Consider the following 18,385-nt stretch of genomic DNA (forward strand, 5'->3'; position numbering starts at 1 on the left):
AAGGCTTGGCGGGCTGCTGGGAAGCACTTGAGCAGGGCAAAAAGATGACGACCGCGCCCAATTTTGTCACCCTGTGAACAGGCCCCGACCAAGGGAGCATCCCATGACTGCATTCGCCCCCCTGCCCCAACCCCGCACCACCGACGGCAGCCTGCGCCGGGTCGGCGTGGAAATGGAGATGGCCGACATCTCCCTGGACGCCATCGCCGGGATCATCATCGACGGTTTCGGCGGCGAGCAGCAACGTCTATCCCCATTCGAGCAGACAATCACCGGTACCCGTTTCGGTGATTTTCAGCTGGAACTGGACAGCAGCCTGCTCAAGCGCCGTGAGTATCTGGATTATCTGGAAAGCATGGGCGTCACGGTGGACCGGGAGGCGGAACCGGGCACCCTGGAACGCGCCCTGGCGGAAGTGGCGGGGCTGATCGTCCCCCACGAAGTGGTGGCCCCGCCCATTCCCCATGACGCCCTGCCGGAACTGGACCAGCTGCGGGCACGCCTGCGGGCAGCCGGCGCCAGGGGCACTCACGCCTCCCTGGTCTATGCCTTCGGCCTGCAGCTCAATCTGGAGCTGGCCCGGCAGGATGTCGATTCCATCCTGCGGCACCTGCAAGCCTTCCTGCTGCTCCATGACTGGCTGCTGGAAGAGGCACAGACGGACCTGTCACGGCGACTGACACCCTTCGTGGAGCCCTTCCCTCCCAGCTGGGAGCAACGCATCCTGCAACCGGACTATGCCCCGGATCTGGAACGGCTCATCGACGACTACCTGACCGACAACCCCACCCGCAATCGCCCCCTCGACATGCTGCCCCTGTTCGCCCATCTGTCCCCCGGGCAGATCGAGGCGGCACCGGTGGAACATCACCTGATCCGCCCCCGGCCCACCTTCCACTATCGCCTGCCGGACTGCCGGATCGACGAGCCGGACTGGGACCTGAGCGTGCCCTGGAACGGCTGGGTGGCGGTGGAGCGTCTGGCGGAGGATCCTCCACGGCTGGCGGCCATGGCCCATGCCTACCTGAACCGGCCCGAGGAAACCCTGCTGGACAAGGGACGCCGATGGGCTGCCCAGGTGAGTGACTGGCTACGGAGCGGAACATGACACACAGACCTCGTATCGGCGTCACCGGCCCCGACCAGGGGGGCATGGCGGCCTGGCTGATGACCGCTTGGTGCATCCTGCGGGCCGGGGGTATACCACTGCGGATCACCCCCGCCCGTCCCCATGACGGCACCGGCCTGGATGGCCTGGTGATCGGCGGCGGCGCCGATGTGGACCCTGCCCTCTACGGCCAGGACCCGCTGAGCCTGATCCGGGAGATCGAGGCCACCGAGCGCGGCGGCCGGCAACGACTGCTAGGGTTCGTGTTCTACCCCCTGCTATGGCTGCTGCGACGGACCCTTTTCACCCGCCTGGAAGGCGAGGATCAGGGCCGGGACCGACTGGAAGAAGCCTTGATCCGCACCGCCCGGGAACACAATCTGCCGGTGCTGGGCATCTGCCGGGGCATGCAGCTGCTGAACGTGGTGCATGGCGGCACGCTGCATCAGGAACTGAGCGGTTTCTACCGGGAATGTCCTCAGGTACGCAGCATTCTGCCTCGCAAGCAGGTGACGCTGGAACCGGACTGCCGCCTGGCCCAACTGGTGGGGCCGGAACCCCTGGCAGTGAATGCCCTGCACAACCAGGCGGTGGATCGCCTGGGAGAAGGGGTCGTCATCGCCGGTCGGGAGCCCAGCGGCGTGGTCCAGGCCATCGAGGTCCGGGACGGCGCGATGGCCATCGGGGTGCAGTGGCATCCGGAGTTCCTGCCCCACAAGGCACGGCATCAGGCCCTGTTTCGGGGCTTGGTGGCGGCAGCCAGGGCGAGCAGCTCTTGATCTTGGCCGATACCGGGTCCAAGATTGAACCCATGGATGCTTTCGGCGGCGTGACCGCCATCACAGGGAGAAGATGCCATGGAGGCAGCTCAGGTGAAACCCGTCCGGCCCGTGTCGCCGGACCCGATGATACAGACCGGCCCCTTCACCCTGGCCCGGGTCCTGGAGGCTCAGGCCGGCGAGGCCCGCTGGGTGGAGTGTCCCGACGGCGCCACCCTGGCCCCCATGGCCCATGCCCAGGGCGTACCGGCCCTGCGTCCGGGGGACCGGGTCCTGCTCCTGACTCAGGCCGCCACCGGCCCCATCGTCCTGGACCGCCTGCGACACCACGGGGAAGCCCCACCCTGCACCGCCCTCACGGAACGGGACGGCCGGGTCCATCTGCGCGCGGAACAGGGGCTCTACCTGCGCTGCGGTGCCTCCTCCATCAGCCTTGACCCGGAAGGTCGCATGGAGATGCGCGGCCGGGAACTGCACGGCATCATGGCGCGGGTGATGCATTTCCTGGCGGCCCGCATCCATTTCAACTGAGTTGGCACCATGATCCTCCCCCTGTGGCGTGATCATGAACGGCTGGCCGTCCAATGTTATCGGATGCTGCGCCATCACCGTGCCCTTGCCCTCGGCCCGGCCACGCCCCTGGCCCGCCTGGAACGGCGGCTGCTGGCGCACTGGCTGATCCTGGCGCAGGACCCCGCGTCGGTCTGCCCGGATGACGGCGGCGACCTGATTCACGTCACCCGCTGCGCGGCTCGGTGGCTCTCGACCCGGCCGCCCGCGCCCGAGGAAGTCCGTGATTGCCTGCGGGAGCATCCCGGGCATCCCTGGGGCTGGTTGCTGGAACATCTGCCGCCCGAACACCCCCAACCCTGGCTTGAGGCCCTGACCCCATGCCCGACCCTGGCCCCATGGCGGTGGCGGATGCTTGCACACCTGGCCGTGCCGGCCCCGGAAATCTGCCCGGCCCATGTCCCGGCGGCACCGGATGAGGCCCTGGCGGCCCTGCGCTGGGGTGCCGATGTCCCATGGGCACCGGCCGACTGGTTCAGGCACCCGGACCCGACCTTGCCCCCCGAGGCCCTGGGCTGGCAACTGCGGGGCGGCCTGGTGCGCGGCCTGCTCCCACCATCGCGGATTCAGCGCCATGAAGCGTCCCTGGCCGGATCCGCCCAGGGACTGCGCCTGCTGGGCGCCACCGGTCTGCCGCAGGTCCTGCCCAGGCTGCTGGATGCCCTGCCCGAACACCCGGCCGCCGCCTGGGGGCTGGCATTGCACGGCACCCGCGCCGCCACCGACATCCTCATCGGCGCCCTTGCCGATCCTCGCGCCCTGCCCCATGCACTGCCGGCCTTCGAGGCAGTGAGCGGCCTGACGCTACCCGGAATCCAGGGGCCGCGCCCCCTGTCGGTACCGTCCCCCCAGGAACAGGCCATGGTCTGGTGGCGACGGGTCCAGCGCGACGGCCTGGGTACAATCCCCTTGTGGCAGGGGCGGCCCCGCGGCCACGGGACCCTGCTGAACTGGCTCGAAGCCCATGCCGGACAGAACACCGACGGCCCGCAACTGCTGCTTTCCCTGGGCCTGGGGCGCCCCTTGGGCATCCCGCCCGGCGCCTGGCAGAATCGGCGCCACCCAGCCCTGAGACAGCTGCGCCATGACACTTGAACTGTACAATCGCAGCCCCTGGTCCGTGGGCCTGTTTTCCGGCCGGGCACGGGATGGAACGCCCCGGTACACCCTGGTCGTCAAGCGCACACACCGGTTTGTACCTTCACGGGAAGACCCGGAACCCCTGCATCCCTGCGCCCCCCTGATCACCGCGGACATCTATCAGGACGAACCGGGCGACAGCCCCCTGCTGCGGGCCACGGAAACCGTCCCTTTCAAGCAGGGGGCCGATGTCCTGATCACCGGCCTGGACGGACTCATGGACGGCCTGGATGCACGCACACTGAAACTGACCCTGTGCCGTGAAGGCCGGATACTGCTGGACAAGATCCTGCACCGGCAAGGCGTCACATCCCGGCGACGGGGCTGGCCGCGGCCCTGGGCCGGCCCCATGTCCCGGCGCATGGGATCGGGACCCGTGCCCGGCCATGCCGCCCCCCAGACCCGAAGGCTGCTCGGCCTGGCACCGCTGCCCACGCGACTCATGACCCTGCCCTTCCAGGAGTCCCTGCCCGCCGACGCCTTCAACCAGGCGCCCCCTGATCAGCGACTGGCGGAGCCGCTGGAGGGCCATGAAATCCTGAGCCTGCAACCCATGTCCGGCCGCCCCGGGGCGGAGCCCCTTCGACTCAGGCTGCCGGCCGAACCCATCACGGCATGGTGCCGGATCCGGGGTCAGCAGATGAAACCCCTGACCCCGGTCTGCGATACCCTCTGGCTGGAAGGGGATACCGGCCTGCTGCACCACATTCATCGGGCCGGGATACCCGCCACGGCCGATACCCGGGGACAAGGCTGGGTCATCGTGGAAGACCGGCGCCAGGCCATGGCCCGGATACCCGTTACGGAACCACTTGCGACATGACCATGCCCCTGCATCTGCATGGCCCACGGCTGTGGACGGCCGTTGGCGGAGATCCGTCGGCCCTGTGGGCGGCGGCCCAGACCGGAATGGGGACACAGCAGTTTTCCGATCACCTGGCGGCGCTCATCGCCGGCGCAAACCACAGCCAGGGGCGGATGCGGGTATCCCCGGCCCTTGAGGATATCCCGGACGGCCGTGACCGTGTCCGGCGGGTGCTGGAACAGGCATTGCAAACCCCGCTGCCGGCAGACTGCACGGTACTCTGGCCCTGCCGGCCCGACACCCTGGAACACCCCTGGCTGGCACCCGAACAGATCTGGGACTGGATGGGGAGAACGGGACTCCGGCATCATCGAGCCCGGCTGCGGATCGAGGTACAGGACGGGTCCGCCGTGGCACTCATGGACAGGGCGCTAGAGGCCCTGCAGGAACAGCCCGCACAGCACTGGATGCTGGGTTGCGTGGACAGTCTGCTGATACCGGAGGTCTTGTCCACGCTGGCGGCGGAGGGGCCGGGGCCGGCCTGGGATGAAGATGACGGCCTGGTGCCCGGAGAAGCGGCCATCTTCATGTCCGTCTCCCTGTCCGGCACCGGTCCGCGCATCCGTGCCTGGGATGCATGCCCGGAACCCCGTCATGCCGATCCATCGGGTGGCGAGTACCTGGCCTGGGCCATGGCCCTGCGGGGCAGCCTGGATCAGGCGGGCCTGGATGCCTTCGATCTGGACGGCGTGGTGCTGCCGGGCAATCCGGGGTGGGATGCCGCCATGGAATGGTACGGATGCCACGCCAGGATCTGGCCGCTACGGGATGGCGACACCCCCACCCTGGCCGACACGCACCCTCCCGCCATGGACCTGAGGGGCGTGCTGGGAGATGCGGGCGCGGCCGGGTATCTGCTGCAACTGGCGCTGGGCATGGGCTGGATGGAGGGGGGTCGGCGACTGGCTGCCCGGGGGTGCGGCAGAGGACCGCGAACGGTGGCGATCCTGGATCGTCCCCTGGCGGCGGAACGGGGTGCCGCAATCCTGGAAATGGCGGAACCGGATCCGCTCCACGGACGGCCCGAGTCCTAGAGCGCCCGCTCCAGATCGGGGGATTCCCAACGGGGACAGACCACGCCGGTACCACCCAGACCGCAATACCCGTCGGGATTCTTGGCCAGATACTGCTGATGGTAGGCCTCGGCATAGTAAAAGACCGGGGCCGGCAGGATCTCGGTGGTGATATCGCCCAGGGCGCGGGTCTTGAGCGCCGCCTGGAACGCGGATCGGGACTGTTCCGCCTGCGCCGCCTGTTGGGCGCCATGGGTATAGATACCCGAGCGATACTGGGTACCCACATCATTGCCCTGGCGCATGCCCTGGGTGGGATCGTGGGACTCCCAGAAGGTCCTGAGCAGATCGGCATAACGGATCCGGGCGGGATCGAACACCACCTGGACCACTTCGTTGTGACCCGTCATGCCGCTACAGACCTCCCGGTAAGTGGGATTGGGTGTGAAGCCACCGGCATAGCCCACCGCCGTGCTGTAAACACCGGCCAGCCCCCAGAACCGCCGCTCCGCGCCCCAGAAACAGCCCATCCCGAACAGGGCCGTCTCCATGCCCTCGGCAAAGGGAGGCTTGAGGGGGGTACCCAGGACATAATGGTGTTCGGGAACCGGCATGGCGTCCTGCCGCCCGGGCAGGGCCTGTTCCGGCGTAGGCATGGCGGTCTTGCGCAGGAAGGAAAACATCACGTCATACCTCTGGGATGGGGTATGACGCATCATAGTTGATTTCTTTACTCGGGAAAACGGTGGCTACCGGTTCCATCCGTGATGATGATCCTGAAATGACGCCATCGGGTCGGATTCCGGTTTCGGGTCGGGCCCGGGGGTCAGGCTCAGATGACGGATATCGATCCTCGGTTCCGGCACTTCCCGGTGCTCACCCAGGGTGACCCCCGGTTCCGCCAGGGTCAGGCCGGACAGATCCACTTCCAGATCGGGAGGCGGCACCCGGTCACTCAGATCAGCCCCCGGCGGTGCCAGGGTCAGATCCGGTGCCGCGCCGACACCACCATCGGACTCGGCTATCGCGGCAGGGGCGGCATCCTGCCCTTCGGTGGTCGGTTCGGCGGCGCAGGCCATGATCCGTGCCACCACCCCGGCCTCTCGCAGCAGCTGAAGGTAACGGCGTGCGGTCGCCTCGTCCACTCCCTTTTTGACCACCACCGGCTTACCGGCCAGCATCCCTTCCACGCGGGTTTCCGGCACCCGGAACAGGGTCGCCAGTCGGGCTCTGGCAGTGGCCACATCCACACCGTCCAAGGGTGTACCGGTCACGGCCACCAGATAGGCCTTGTCCGTCATCTCATGCCTCCTTTTCGATTCGGATTCGATTCGGAGCGACACCTTCAGTGCCCGGTCCGGCCCCGCAACGGGGCCGGACCGTCGGCGACATGGCTCAGGAACCAGTGGCCGGCGCCGGCTTGCTCCCGGCCATCTTGCGCTGCCACAGGAACAGGATCACCGCCAGCCCCAGACCCAGCAGGTCGGTGAGCAGATCCCCGGAAATGGCCATCAGCGCACCGACGAACAGCAGTACGCGGATGGGCCATCCCGCCGCCCCGAAGAACCAGCCCTGGGCCGCACCCGCGAGCATGAAGACGCCGATCATGGCGGTGGCAAAGCTCTGGGCGATCTCGGTCCATTCACCTTCCATCAGCAGGGCCGGATGATAGAAGAAGATGAACGGCACGATGAACGCCGCCAGGCCCACCTTGAAGGCGGTCACCGAGGTGCGCATGGGTTCGGAACCCGCAATCGCCGCGCCCGCGTAAGCCGCCAGGGCCACCGGCGGGGTGATGGCGGAGATCACCGCAAAGTAGAACACGAAGAAGTGTGCCACCAGCGGGGCCACGCCCATCTGGATCAGGCCCGGCGCCACCACCGAGGCCGCCACCGCATAGGCCGCCGTGGTGGGCATGCCCATGCCCAGCAGCACGGAGATGCACATGGCAAACAGCAGGGCCAACAGCTGGCTGTTCTCCGCCACGCCCAGGAGCAGGGAGGAGAAGCGCAGACCCACCCCGGTCAGGCCGATCACACCCACGATGATCCCGGCACAGGCACAGACGGCGATCAGCTGGATGGACATGCGTGCCGCCAGTTCCAGGGCGCGGGCAGACCCGAACAGCCCGAGACGGAACGGCGTCAGCCAGCTCACCACCACGGCACTCATCAGGGCCACCGTACCGGCGCGAATGACCGAGTAACCCATGAACAGGGCGCCGATGAGGATGATGATGGGGGCGAACAGATAGACCTGACGCAGCAGCTTGCCGATCTGGGGCAGCTCCTTGGAGGGCAGCCCCTTCATGCCGGTCTTGGCCGCCTCCATGTCCACCATGAAGTAGACGGAGGCAAAGTACAGCAGGGCCGGGATCAAGGCGGCAATGATCAGGTCGGTATAGGGAATCCCCGTCACCTCCGCCATGATGAAGGCACCCGCCCCCATCACCGGGGGCATGATCTGCCCGCCGGTGGAAGCCGCCGCCTCGATGGCGCCGGCGCTGCGGGGCTTGTACCCCACCCGCTTCATGAGGGGGATGGTCAGAGAACCGGTGGCCACCACGTTACCCGCGGAGGTGCCGTTGATCATGCCCATCAGGCCGCTGGCAAACACCGCCACCTTGGCCGGACCGCCGCGGGCGCGACCGGCGGCGGCAAAGGCGAAGTTGACGAAGTAGTCACCCACCTTGGAGGCCTGCAGGAAGGCGGCAAAGGCGATGAACAGCACGATGTAGGTGGAGGATACCGCCGTGGTGGGACCGAGGATGCCGTTGTCCGTGTAGATGTAGGTGATGAAGCGGTCGGCATCATAGCCGCTGTGCTCCAGGACGCCCGGCAACCAGGGTCCGACGAAACCGTAAAGAATGAAGATGCCGGCGATCACCACCAGGGCCATGCCCGCCACCCGCCGGGTCAACTCCAGGATCAGCAGGATACCGGCCGTGGCGACCCAGAAATCGGTCTGTTCGGGGATCACGCCCATGCGGAACTGCAGCACGTCCAGGTTGGACAGCAGGTAGGCACAGACCGAGATGCTGGCCGCCATCAGGGACCAGTCATACCAGCCGATGCGATCGGAACGGGGCTTGAACATCCAGGCAAAGACGATGCCCAGCACGACGCTGGCCAGCAGCGCCCAGCTGAAAGTCTGGAATATCCACCCGGGCAGACTGTAGGTGTCGTAGCCCAGGCGCAACTTCATGTACAGCGCGACGGCCATGGCCGCCAGGGCGTAGAGGGTCAGACCCACGGTCAATACCATGGGCAGCAACTCCAGGAACCATCGTCGTTTTCGCGGATCCGCCGGTGGCACACAGGCGGCCACGATGGCAAAACCGATCACCAGGGCACCCGCCACGTGGACGATGCGGAAAGCCCAGGTTTCCATGGGAATGACGTTGAGGACCAGGAGGTGGAAACTGGTATAGGTCAGGCCGAGGAAGAACAGCAGCACCTTTTGCCAGCGGGTGAGATTCCGCTGTGATGACATGCCCTCTTCGGCATCGGCAAGGGACGCGGCATCAATGGGGCCCGATTTTTCGGAGCTCGTCATGGGAGGATCTTCTGAACGTACAGGTTGAGTCAGCCGGTTTTCCGGATAAAACACTTTGGGCCGCGCTCAGCGCGGCCCAAAGCAGCGAACCTTTCCGGGTTCTCGATCAGTCCTCGATCAGTCCTTGTACTCGGGCGGAATCAGGTGCTCGGGCACCTCGATGCCCCGCTCCTTGTAGTAACGCACCGCACCCGGATGGAACCACATGAAGGTGTTGTGGACCATGTTCTCGGCCAGGGTTTCCTCGGCGGAGCGGTGGATGGTCACCATGCGATCGTTGTTGTCCAGCACCGCCTTCATGATCTCGTAGACGAAGGACTCCGGCATGTTCTTGTTGGCAATGGCGAAGTTCCACAGGGCCACGGTCGGCTGCTCTTCAGCCACGGTGCGGTAGGTGTTGGCGGGGATGACGAAGCGGCTCACCGGGTGATTCTCGGTGATCTTGGCGATCTCTTCCTCATTGAGGGAGAAGATGTTCACCGGCTGCTGGGCCTCGATCTGGCTGAAGGCGGAGATGGGTACGCCGGCGGCAAAGGCGAAGGCATCCAGCATGCCGTCCTGCACCTGACCCACCTGGTCGGCGGCACCGCCGTAGCGGACACGCACGTTCAGGCCCAGATCACTGAAGAAGCGGGGCCAGAACACGCTGGCGGTACCGCCGCGGGGACCCACGCCGACGCGCTTGCCGTCCAGGTCGGAGATGCTGCTGATACCGGAGCGCTTCAGTGCCACCACCTGCAGGGGGGTCTGGTACATGGGGAAGAGGGCACGCACGTCGCGGGTCTGCAGACCGCGGGCCACTTCCAGTTCACCATCCCAGCCTTCGCGGGCGGGACCCATGGTGGTCATGCCGAATTCCAGACGACCCTGATGCACCAGCACCATGTTCTGGGTCGGACCGCCGGTGACCTCGGCGGAGGCATTGACGCCCACCATTTCCTGGATCAGGCCGCCCCAACCGGCGCCGTAGATGAAGTAAGTCCCACCCTGGGATGCCGTACCGATGTTGACCGAATTCGGCCACCCGGCACGATCCTGTGCCGACGCCGCCCCCGCGGTCATCAGCATGCAGCTCAGGGCGGCAACACCCGCCCAGCGGAAACAACTTCTCAACATGGCAACACTCCTCCTGGGAGTACGGGCAACCATCGAGGGTTGCCTGGGATGTCTTGATGGTTTCGGATCTTCTGGGCAACCCCGAGAGACTGCCATGTCCCAGACGGCCAAGCCCGTTGCCGAAGATAGCATAGACTGCGGGAGGATTTTCATGCGGGTGTAAGATTCCATTGACACGGATCGGTATCGGCGCCGTGCCCGGGATGACGGAAGTACATGGGAAGCCATCCCGTGGTAGTTCCGGAGATGTCCCCCGCCGTCACTCTCGAACATGCGGGAGTCCAGGATTTTCAGTCTGTTACCGGATTCCCGCTTACGCGGGAATGACCCATCATGAACATTTCGAGGCACCTGATGCCTGGTTAATCCACGGCAGGGTCGGTACCGACCTGCTGCAACCGGGCCACGCCGGCGGCCAGATGTTCCAGAAAACTGGCCCCCTCGCCTTCCAAAAGCTTTGCCTTCAGCCGGGACATCAGGTGCTCATGCCGATCGTGCAGCTCCCGGGCCAGGCTCATGAGTCCGGCCCGTTCGTCCTGACGGCGGGCGGTTTCTACGTCCGGATGGTCCGGATTCAAGGTGAGAGAAAGGTCGATCAGCCGCCGCAGCCGCTCGGCCCCGGCCTCCTCGGAGGCTTCGCCCAACTCCTGGGCAAAGACCTGGATGTCATGGATTTCCCCCATCAGGTTCTGCATGTCCTTGAGTTCGCGGACCAGCTCCTTGCCTCCTTCCAGTTCCGCCGCCACCGGCTCCAGCAGGTAGCGCAGGCGCTTGCCCGCAATACGGGCCTGATGCACGGCCTCGTCCGCTTCACCGTCATCCCCGACCACACGCTGCAGTTGGTGGCGGAAGTCCTCCGCGGACTCCAGCAGCCGGGCGGCGGTGACGGTACCGAAGGGCGGGCTGTCATCATCCCGAATCAGATCCAGTCGCCCCTGTATGCGCTTGTTCAGGCGCCGGAAGGCATCGGGCAGGGCGTCGTGCAGATCCTGATACTCTTCCCGCAGCCGCAGTTCCAGGCGGGCCATCATCCACTGATAGCCGGGCCGCTGGTGGGATTTCACCTGGCCATGCTGCTGTTTCATCCAGGCAATCTGTACTTCCGTGTCCCGGGCCAGGCCCGTACCGGCGGCCAGTTCCTTCACCCGGCGGCGCAGTTTTTTCGGCAGCCAGGTCTTGACGAAGGTCTTGTGGGCGGCCAGCAGGCTGCGCAAGCGCCGCAGGGCGACCCGAAAATCATGCAGGGCTTCCGTATCCTGCGGGTCTGACAGCCGATGGGCGGCCTGGGCCGCCTGATCGAGATAGTTTCGAGCCAGATCACGCACCACGCGGGCCGCGGGCTGGGTCGCCAGGCTTTCTTTCATGAATCACCGTTCATCCAATGGTCAACAAGCGCCGCCATTAACGCCCATATAGATGACATTTCAATGAACCCGGCGGCAACCCCTCACAAGGCACGGACTCCTGAGACATGGGTTGGCCTGGAAGGGGCCTGCCCGCGAACGGGCAGGCCTCACTATTGGTTACCGCCGAAACACGCTGTCCACACTGTAACGGCCGGCACCGGCAAACAGGAATGCCACCATCACCGCGCCGTAGAGCAAGGAAAGCTCCTTGCTGGAGCCACCTGCGGCAAAGATCGGATCACCGCCATGGGCGATGAAGGCCGCCACCATCATGGCACCCAGGATCGCCGCCGCCGAAGCCCGGGTCAGCAGCCCCGCCGCCAGCAGCAGGCCACCCACCGCCTCCGCCAGTCCCGCCAGCCAGGCAAAGAACAGGGGGGATGAAAACCCCAGGCTCTCCACGAACCCCACAAAGCCCGCGGACGGGGGCAATTTGTCCAGGCCATGCCCGAAGGCCATCATCAGGCCGGCCGCCACCCGCAGCACCGTCATGCCCGCATCGGCGAGGGCGGAAGCGGGGGTGGTACCGCCGAAAAGCAGGGTCTGGCTGTTGAACTGCATGAATCTGAGTCTCCTTATTGGATCTTGTGAAGGCATTGACCACGAAACGGCGGGCCAACGGAACCGACGGACGCATATCACCGACGAATGCCGCCCCCACCGGGTCCGTGGGCACTACACTGCAGGACAGGAAAGATCCACTGAACATCAGGATCCGTTCCTGAAGGGATTTGGTGTCCTTTTGCACCGATTCGTTCCATGCATCCACACAGTCAAAAAGAGATTTGGGGGAAACACATGCACAACCAAGGAATGTCCCGTCCCATCCTGGCCAGCACCCTGGCCATGGCACTGCTCGCCGCCGGCACGACGGCCGCGGCCGACTCCCGCTTCGGGATGGCGGCCAAGGTGGGGACTACCGGCCTGGGCCTGGAAGGCACGGTCGGGCTGAGCGAGCGGGTGAACCTGCGAGCCGGCCTGTACGGCTTTGACTACAGCAAGGACTTCGAAGAGGAAGGCATCGACTACGACGGTGACCTGAAACTGCGCAGCGCGGCCCTGCTGGCGGACTGGCATCCCTTCGGCGGCAATTTCCGGGTGAGCGCCGGGGCCTATCACAACGGCAACGAACTCAAGGGGAAGGCGGACGGCAGCCTGGACATCGGTGATAACACTTATGACGCCAGCCTCGACGCCACCATCGACTGGCGTTCCTTTGCCCCCTATGTGGGGATCGGCTACGGCAACGCCATCCGCGGCAGCCGCTGGTCCTTCGCCATGGATGCCGGGGTGATGTTCACAGGATCGCCGGATGTACGGTTGAGGGGGCAGGTCAGTGATCCAGCCTTGGAAGACGCCTTCAACGACGACCTCAAGCGTGAAGAAGACAGCCTCAAGGAAGAACTCAAGGACGTGAAATACTGGCCCGTCCTGAGCCTGGGCGTGTCCTACCGGTTCTAAGCCAACGACAGCCCTTCTCCACCGGATCACCGGTCCCGACGCGAAGCCAGCCGATCCGCCCGGCGGATCGGCTCCGGCAACCGGTAGCGGGGAGCCGCCTCCAGCACCAGCCGGCAGGCCGTCTCCAGACACACACGATGACCGATGGAGACGAATACCGGCTTCACCCCGGTCCGAGTGCGCAGCACCCGGCCGATCACCTCGTCATCCGCCATCAAGGGCGATCCATCACCCCGCTGTTCCCCCGGCATCTCAAACCGTCCCGTCAACCGGGACTTCCCCACCCCCAACGCCGGCAACCCCGTCAGCACACCCAGATGGGCCGCGACGCCCATACGCCGGGGATGGGCAATCCCCTGGCCGTCGCAGAACAGCAGATCCGGCGTCACCGACAATCTCGCCAGGGCCTCCAGCACCGCCGGAATCTCCCGGAAGGACAACAGCCCGGGCACATAGGGAAACACGGTGGGCACCCGTGCCAGCGCATCCTCCAGCGGCACCATGTCCGGCCAGGTCAGCACCGACACCACCGCCCGGGTCAAGCGCCCTTCGTCCTCAAAGCCCACATCCACCCCCGCCACATGACGCAGCGGACCCAGACGGTCTTCCCGAATCACCCGAGGTGCCAGGGAGGCCTGCAGGTCGCGGGCCTGGGCCGGGGTCAGGTCCCAGTGGTGACTGACACCCCCCACATCCGTCTCAACCCACGCGACCATATTCCTCCGCCCCGCTCAGCCAGCGCCGGATCAGCGGCTCCACATGGTCGGGGTAATCCCGCATCAGCCGGGTCGCCGCCGCCTTCACCGTATCCAGCAGATCCTGATCACGCACAATCTCGGCAATGCGAAACTGCATCATCCCCGTCTGCCGGGTGCCCAGCACCTCCCCCGGCCCCCGCAACTCCAGGTCGATGCGGGCAATCTCGAACCCGTCGGTGGTGGCCCTCAGAGCCTCCAGGCGGCGCTGGGCAGTGTCGGACAGAGGGGGATGATAGAGCAGCACGCAGACGCTTTCCGCCGTTCCCCGCCCCACCCGGCCCCGCAGCTGATGCAGCTGAGCCAGACCCAGGCGCTCCGCGTTCTCGATAATCATGAGGGAGGCATTGGGCACGTCCACCCCCACCTCGATCACCGTGGTGGCCACCAGCAATTGCAGCTCGCCGGCCTTGAAAGCGGCCATCACCGTCTCCTTCTCCCGGGGCTTCATGCGCCCGTGCACCAGCCCCACCCGGATACCGGTCAGGGCCTCCCGCAATAGGGCATGGGTGTCCTCCGCCGCCTGGGCCTGCAGGGCCTCGGACTCCTCGATCAAGGTGCAGACCCAGTAGGCCTGCCGCCCCTGGCCGATGGCATGGTGGATGCGTTCCACCACCTCCGCCCGACGGGCATCACTCACCGCCACCGTCTTCACCGGGGTACGCCCCGGGGGCAACTCGTCAATGACCGAATAGTCCAGGTCGGCGTAGGCGGTCATGGCCAGGGTGCGGGGAATGGGGGTGGCGGTCATGATCAGCTGATGGGGCAGACGGCCGTCCCGGGCACCCTTCTCCCGCAGGGCCATGCGCTGATGCACACCGAATCGGTGCTGTTCGTCCACGATCACCAGGGCCAGGTCCTCGAAGCTCACCTCGTCCTGGAACAGGGCGTGGGTGCCCACCGCCACCCGGGCGGTACCCTCGGCCAGCGCCGCCAGGGACTCCCGACGGGCGCGCACCCCCTGTCTGCCGGAAAACCAGGCCACCGGAATGTCCAATGGCCCCAGCAGGGCGCGAAAGTTGTGGTGATGCTGTTCCGCCAGGATCTCCGTGGGGGCCATCACCGCAGCCTGATGACCGGCCTCCACCGCGTGCAGGCAGGCGGCCACCGCCACCAGGGTCTTGCCCGAACCCACGTCCCCCTGTACCAGACGCAGCATGGGACTGGGCCGCGCCATGTCCCGTTCCAGTTCCCGGATCACCCGGTCCTGGGCGCCGGTGAGTGCAAACGGCAGGGACCGGCGCAGACGACCGAGCAGATTGCCGTCCACCCGTATCACCGGGGCGGGCCGGGCGGTGGTGCGGGTGCGCAGGCGGTACAGGCTCAGGTGATGGGCCACCAGTTCCTCGAAGGCCAGACGTCGCTGGGCGGGGTGACGGCCCGCCAGCAGTGCCGCCACGGAGACGTCCGGCGGCGGCCGATGCACGGTGCGCAGGGCCGATTCCAGATCCGGCAGGCCGGCGGGATCCAGTACCCCCGGCGGCAGCCAGTCCGGCAGGTGTTCCAGGCGGGCCAGGGCCTCGTCGGTGAGACGGCGCAGACTGATCTGATGCAGCCCTTCCGTGGTGGGATAGACGGGAGTGAGGCAATCCTCCACCGGAGCCGAGTCATCCTGGATCACCCGGTACTCCGGGTGCACCATCTCCAGCCCCTGCCGGCCGCCGCGCACTTCACCAAAACAGCGCAGCCGCACCCCGCGCACCAGGTTGTGCTGCTGGGCGGCGGAGAAATGGAAAAACCGCAGATTGAGGGCGCCGGTGCCGTCGGCCAGGCGCAGGATCAGCATGCGCCGACCGCGGGACTGAACCTCGGCGAGGGCGATCTCCCCTTCCACCACCGCCTCGTCTCCGGGGCGCAGACCGGCAACGGGCAGGACCCGGGTACGGTCCTGGTAACGCAGGGGCAGATGGAACAGCAGGTCGGTCAGGGTATGGATGCCCAGCTTTTCCAGCCGGGCCGCCTGTTTCGGGCCGACGCCCTTGAGAGTGGTGACGGGTTCGGTCATGACGCTATTCGCTTGATTCCTTTCCCGATGATGCCATGTCCCTGGCCATGATGGCCCCTCCCCCCCAGGAGGAGGGGCCGCCGGATTCCGTCAGGACAGATCCATGATCCCGTCCATCTCCACCTGGGCGTCCTTGGGCAGGCTGGCAACGCCGATGGCGGCACGGGCCGGATAGGGCTCGTGGAAGTATTCGGCCATGACCTGGTTCACGGTGGGGAAATGGGTCAGGTCGGTGAGGAAGACATTGAGCTTGACCACGTCGTCCAGGGTGCCGCCGGCGGCTTCGGCCACGGCCTGCAGATTGTCGAACACCCGGCGGATCTGGGCCTCGATGGGGCCTTCCACCATATCCATGGTCTCGGGCACCAGGGGGATCTGGCCGGACAGGTAGACGGTGGACCCCACCTTCACGGCCTGGGAATAGGTACCGATGGCCTGCGGAGCCTTGTCGGTGGCGATAATTTCACGGGACATGGGAGATTCCTTCTGGTCGTCGATGTGGAGGATCAACCGGGCAGCAGCGTTTCCCCGGCCAGGAGTTCGTCCAGGGTCTGGCGGCGATGGATCAGCCAGTCCCGGTCCCCGTCCACCATCACCTCCGCGGGCCGGGGACGGGTGTTGTAGTTGGAGCTCATGGTGAAGCCGTAGGCCCCGGCGGATCGCACCGCCAGCAGGTCTCCGGCGGCCAGGTCGAGGGTTCGCTCCTTGCCCAGGAAATCCCCGGTTTCGCAGACCGGACCCACCACGTCGTAGGGGATGCCCTCACCGCCCCGGGGACGCACCGGCACGATGTCCATCCACGCGCTGTAGAGGGAGGGCCGGATGAGATCGTTCATGGCCGCGTCCACGATGGCAAAGTGCTTGTGGCGGGTGGGCTTGAGGTATTCCACTCGGGTGAGCAGCACCCCGGCATTGCCGGCGATGGCCCGTCCGGGTTCCACCAGGATCTCGTAATGGGTATCCCGCAGCGCCTCCAGCATGGCCCGGGCATACGCTTCGGGCAGGGGCGGATGCTCGTCCCGGTAACGGATTCCCAGCCCGCCCCCCAGATCCAGATGATGGAGCCGGATGCCCTCGTCCTCCAGGGTCCGGGCCAGGTGCAGGACCCGGTGCAAGGCGTCCACAAAGGGTTCCAGGCGGGTGAGCTGGGAACCGATGTGGCAGTCGATGCCGATGATATTCAGGTGCGGCAGTGCCGCGGCCCGCCGATAGAGATCCAGGGCATCGGCCACGTCCACGCCGAACTTGTTTTCCTTCAGCCCGGTGGAGATGTAGGGATGGGTCTGGGCATCCACGTCCGGATTGACCCGCAGGGACACCGGCGCCGTCACCCCCAGGGCACCGGCCTCGGCATTGAGGCGCTCCAGTTCCGCCGCCGATTCCACGTTGAAGCAGCGGATGCCCAGTTCCAGGGCACGGCGCATCTCGTCGGTCCGCTTGCCCACGCCGGAGAAGACCACCTTGCCCGGATCACCGCCGGCCCGCACCACCCGCTCCAGTTCGCCGACGGAGACGATGTCGAACCCGGACCCGAGCCGGGCCAGCAGGTTGAGTACCGCCAGACTGGAATTGGCCTTCACCGCATAGCACACCAGATGGGGATGATCCCCCAGGGCGCGATCAAACGCGTGCCAGTGACGCTCCAGGGTGGCCCGGGAATAGACGTAAAGCGGCGTTCCGTGACGCTGCGCCAGGTCTTCCAGGCTCAGGTCCTCGGCATGCAGGACCCCGTTGTGATAGTTGAAATGATCCATGGAGGTGTATGTCCGTCGCGACGCGACATGGAATGGAACAAGGTCGGAAACGCGGTCTCAGTCCGCCGCGCGACGCTCTTCCTGGGGCAGGTAGAGGTCGCCTTTCTGGCCGCAACTGGCCAGCATGCTGGCGGTGCCCAGTACCACGACCACGCCGATCAGCATCAGGTTGGACCAGCAAAAGCGCATGGGGGGGTTCCTCATCTTTTCACAGGCAACCCGCATGATAGCATCGGGCGGGATCACCCGGCTTCATAGCGGATCTTCACGATCTCGTAATACTGCTCCCCCGCCGGGGTCTGCACCTTGACCTCGTCATCCAGGGCCTTGCCGAGCAGGGCACGGGCCACGGGAGAATCCAGACTGATCCAGCGCCGGTCCGGATCAAACTCGTCGGCACCCACGATACGGTATTCCACCTCCCGGTCCGACTCGTCCAGCAACGTCACCCAGGCACCGAAATAGACCTTGCCCCGGTCGGCCGGCGGCTCGCGCACCACCTTGAGGCCGGGCAGGCGCTTCTGCAGATAACGGATCCGTCGATCGATCTCCCGCAGTTCCTTCTTCCGATAGATGTATTCCGCGTTTTCCGAGCGGTCGCCTTCCGCGGCGGCGGCGGCCAGATGGCGGGTGACATCGGCCCGGCGAATCCACAGGCCGGACAGCTCCGTATCCAGGGCGGCATAGCCCTGGGGCGTGATATGGGGCGAGGATCGGGGTGCGGGTGGGCGCCAGCGGCTCATGGGATGACACGTCTATGAACACAGGGCATAGCATACAGCAAGGCAATCATCCGGCCACGGGCCACCCACGGCCATGACTCGCACGGGCGGATGGGCGCGATACCGTAAACCTTGG

The 18,385-nt window shown here is 66.2% G+C and carries 18 protein-coding genes and 1 pseudogene; 7 read left to right on the forward strand and 12 right to left on the reverse strand.

The window, feature by feature from the left end:
* Positions 1-103: 103 nt before the first annotated feature.
* From LQD11_RS08125 to LQD11_RS08150, 6 genes are all read left to right on the forward strand, one after another.
* The gene (locus tag LQD11_RS08125; protein WP_008930778.1) at positions 104-1,108 is read left to right on the forward strand and encodes an amidoligase family protein; all 1,005 of its coding nucleotides are present in this window, start codon (positions 104-106) and stop codon (positions 1,106-1,108) included.
* Positions 1,105-1,887 carry a gamma-glutamyl-gamma-aminobutyrate hydrolase family protein gene (locus tag LQD11_RS08130; protein ID WP_238617103.1) on the forward strand — a complete coding sequence of 261 codons (783 nt, stop codon included), beginning with the start codon at positions 1,105-1,107 and terminating at the stop codon, positions 1,885-1,887. The genes LQD11_RS08125 and LQD11_RS08130 overlap by 4 nt, the downstream gene beginning before the upstream one ends.
* A gap of 78 nt (positions 1,888-1,965) precedes the next feature.
* Positions 1,966-2,418, forward strand: a complete 453-nt coding sequence (locus tag LQD11_RS08135; RefSeq protein ID WP_008930776.1) for a hypothetical protein — start codon at positions 1,966-1,968, stop codon at positions 2,416-2,418.
* Positions 2,419-2,427: 9 nt separating this feature from the next.
* The gene (locus tag LQD11_RS08140; protein WP_238617104.1) at positions 2,428-3,552 is read left to right on the forward strand and encodes a hypothetical protein; all 1,125 of its coding nucleotides are present in this window, start codon (positions 2,428-2,430) and stop codon (positions 3,550-3,552) included.
* On the forward strand, positions 3,542-4,420 hold the full coding sequence (locus tag LQD11_RS08145) for a DUF2169 domain-containing protein (RefSeq protein ID WP_238617105.1): 879 nt from the start codon (positions 3,542-3,544) through the stop codon (positions 4,418-4,420). The genes LQD11_RS08140 and LQD11_RS08145 overlap by 11 nt, the downstream gene beginning before the upstream one ends.
* Positions 4,417-5,496 (forward strand): hypothetical protein, encoded by a 1,080-nt coding sequence (locus LQD11_RS08150; protein ID WP_238617106.1) that lies wholly within the window; start codon positions 4,417-4,419, stop codon positions 5,494-5,496. The genes LQD11_RS08145 and LQD11_RS08150 overlap by 4 nt, the downstream gene beginning before the upstream one ends.
* Here LQD11_RS08150 and msrA read toward each other — a convergent pair.
* From msrA to LQD11_RS08180, 6 genes are all read right to left on the reverse strand, one after another.
* Positions 5,493-6,158 carry a peptide-methionine (S)-S-oxide reductase MsrA gene (gene msrA / locus LQD11_RS08155; RefSeq protein ID WP_238617245.1) on the reverse strand — a complete coding sequence of 222 codons (666 nt, stop codon included), beginning with the start codon at positions 6,156-6,158 and terminating at the stop codon, positions 5,493-5,495. The genes LQD11_RS08150 and msrA overlap by 4 nt on opposite strands.
* A gap of 66 nt (positions 6,159-6,224) precedes the next feature.
* Positions 6,225-6,776, reverse strand: coding sequence for a hypothetical protein (locus LQD11_RS08160; RefSeq protein ID WP_238617107.1), 552 nt, complete (start codon positions 6,774-6,776; stop codon positions 6,225-6,227).
* A gap of 94 nt (positions 6,777-6,870) precedes the next feature.
* Positions 6,871-9,030, reverse strand: a complete 2,160-nt coding sequence (locus tag LQD11_RS08165) for a TRAP transporter permease (protein ID WP_238617108.1) — start codon at positions 9,028-9,030, stop codon at positions 6,871-6,873.
* Between the two features lie 117 nt (positions 9,031-9,147).
* Positions 9,148-10,146: a TAXI family TRAP transporter solute-binding subunit gene (locus tag LQD11_RS08170; RefSeq protein ID WP_238617109.1), complete on the reverse strand. Its 999-nt coding sequence runs from the start codon at positions 10,144-10,146 to the stop codon at positions 9,148-9,150.
* Positions 10,147-10,508: 362 nt separating this feature from the next.
* Positions 10,509-11,510: a CHAD domain-containing protein gene (locus LQD11_RS08175; protein ID WP_238617110.1), complete on the reverse strand. Its 1,002-nt coding sequence runs from the start codon at positions 11,508-11,510 to the stop codon at positions 10,509-10,511.
* A gap of 159 nt (positions 11,511-11,669) precedes the next feature.
* A complete protein-coding gene (locus tag LQD11_RS08180; protein ID WP_238617111.1) occupies positions 11,670-12,113 on the reverse strand; it encodes a DoxX family protein in 444 nt (147 codons plus the stop codon).
* Positions 12,114-12,350: 237 nt separating this feature from the next.
* Here LQD11_RS08180 and LQD11_RS08185 point away from each other — a divergent pair, with 237 nt between their 5' ends.
* Entirely contained in the window at positions 12,351-13,013 is a 663-nt protein-coding gene (locus LQD11_RS08185; protein ID WP_238617112.1) for a hypothetical protein, read from the forward strand.
* 26 nt (positions 13,014-13,039) lie between these two features.
* Here the strand turns inward: LQD11_RS08185 and nfi are convergent, their stop codons facing one another.
* The 6 genes and pseudogenes from nfi to greB all read right to left on the reverse strand — a co-directional run bounded on the left by nfi (position 13,040) and on the right by greB (position 18,270).
* On the reverse strand, positions 13,040-13,729 hold the full coding sequence (nfi, locus tag LQD11_RS08190; RefSeq protein ID WP_238617113.1) for a deoxyribonuclease V: 690 nt from the start codon (positions 13,727-13,729) through the stop codon (positions 13,040-13,042).
* Positions 13,713-15,785: pseudogene (gene recG, locus LQD11_RS08195) on the reverse strand (ATP-dependent DNA helicase RecG); the annotation flags it as partial. The gene nfi and the pseudogene recG, both read right to left, overlap by 17 nt.
* Before the next feature lie 78 nt (positions 15,786-15,863).
* Positions 15,864-16,247: a RidA family protein gene (locus LQD11_RS08200; RefSeq protein ID WP_238617115.1), complete on the reverse strand. Its 384-nt coding sequence runs from the start codon at positions 16,245-16,247 to the stop codon at positions 15,864-15,866.
* A 32-nt stretch (positions 16,248-16,279) separates the two neighbouring features.
* Positions 16,280-17,527, reverse strand: a complete 1,248-nt coding sequence (gene lysA, locus LQD11_RS08205) for a diaminopimelate decarboxylase (protein WP_238617116.1) — start codon at positions 17,525-17,527, stop codon at positions 16,280-16,282.
* Positions 17,528-17,584: 57 nt separating this feature from the next.
* Complete coding sequence (lptM, locus tag LQD11_RS08210) at positions 17,585-17,716, reverse strand: LPS translocon maturation chaperone LptM (protein ID WP_008932911.1); 132 nt, start codon at positions 17,714-17,716, stop codon at positions 17,585-17,587.
* Between the two features lie 53 nt (positions 17,717-17,769).
* Entirely contained in the window at positions 17,770-18,270 is a 501-nt protein-coding gene (greB, locus tag LQD11_RS08215; RefSeq protein WP_008932910.1) for a transcription elongation factor GreB, read from the reverse strand.
* Between the last annotated feature and the right edge of the window lie 115 nt (positions 18,271-18,385).

This window comes from Ectothiorhodospira shaposhnikovii (assembly GCF_022227765.1).
Taxonomy (GTDB): Bacteria; Pseudomonadota; Gammaproteobacteria; order Ectothiorhodospirales; family Ectothiorhodospiraceae; genus Ectothiorhodospira.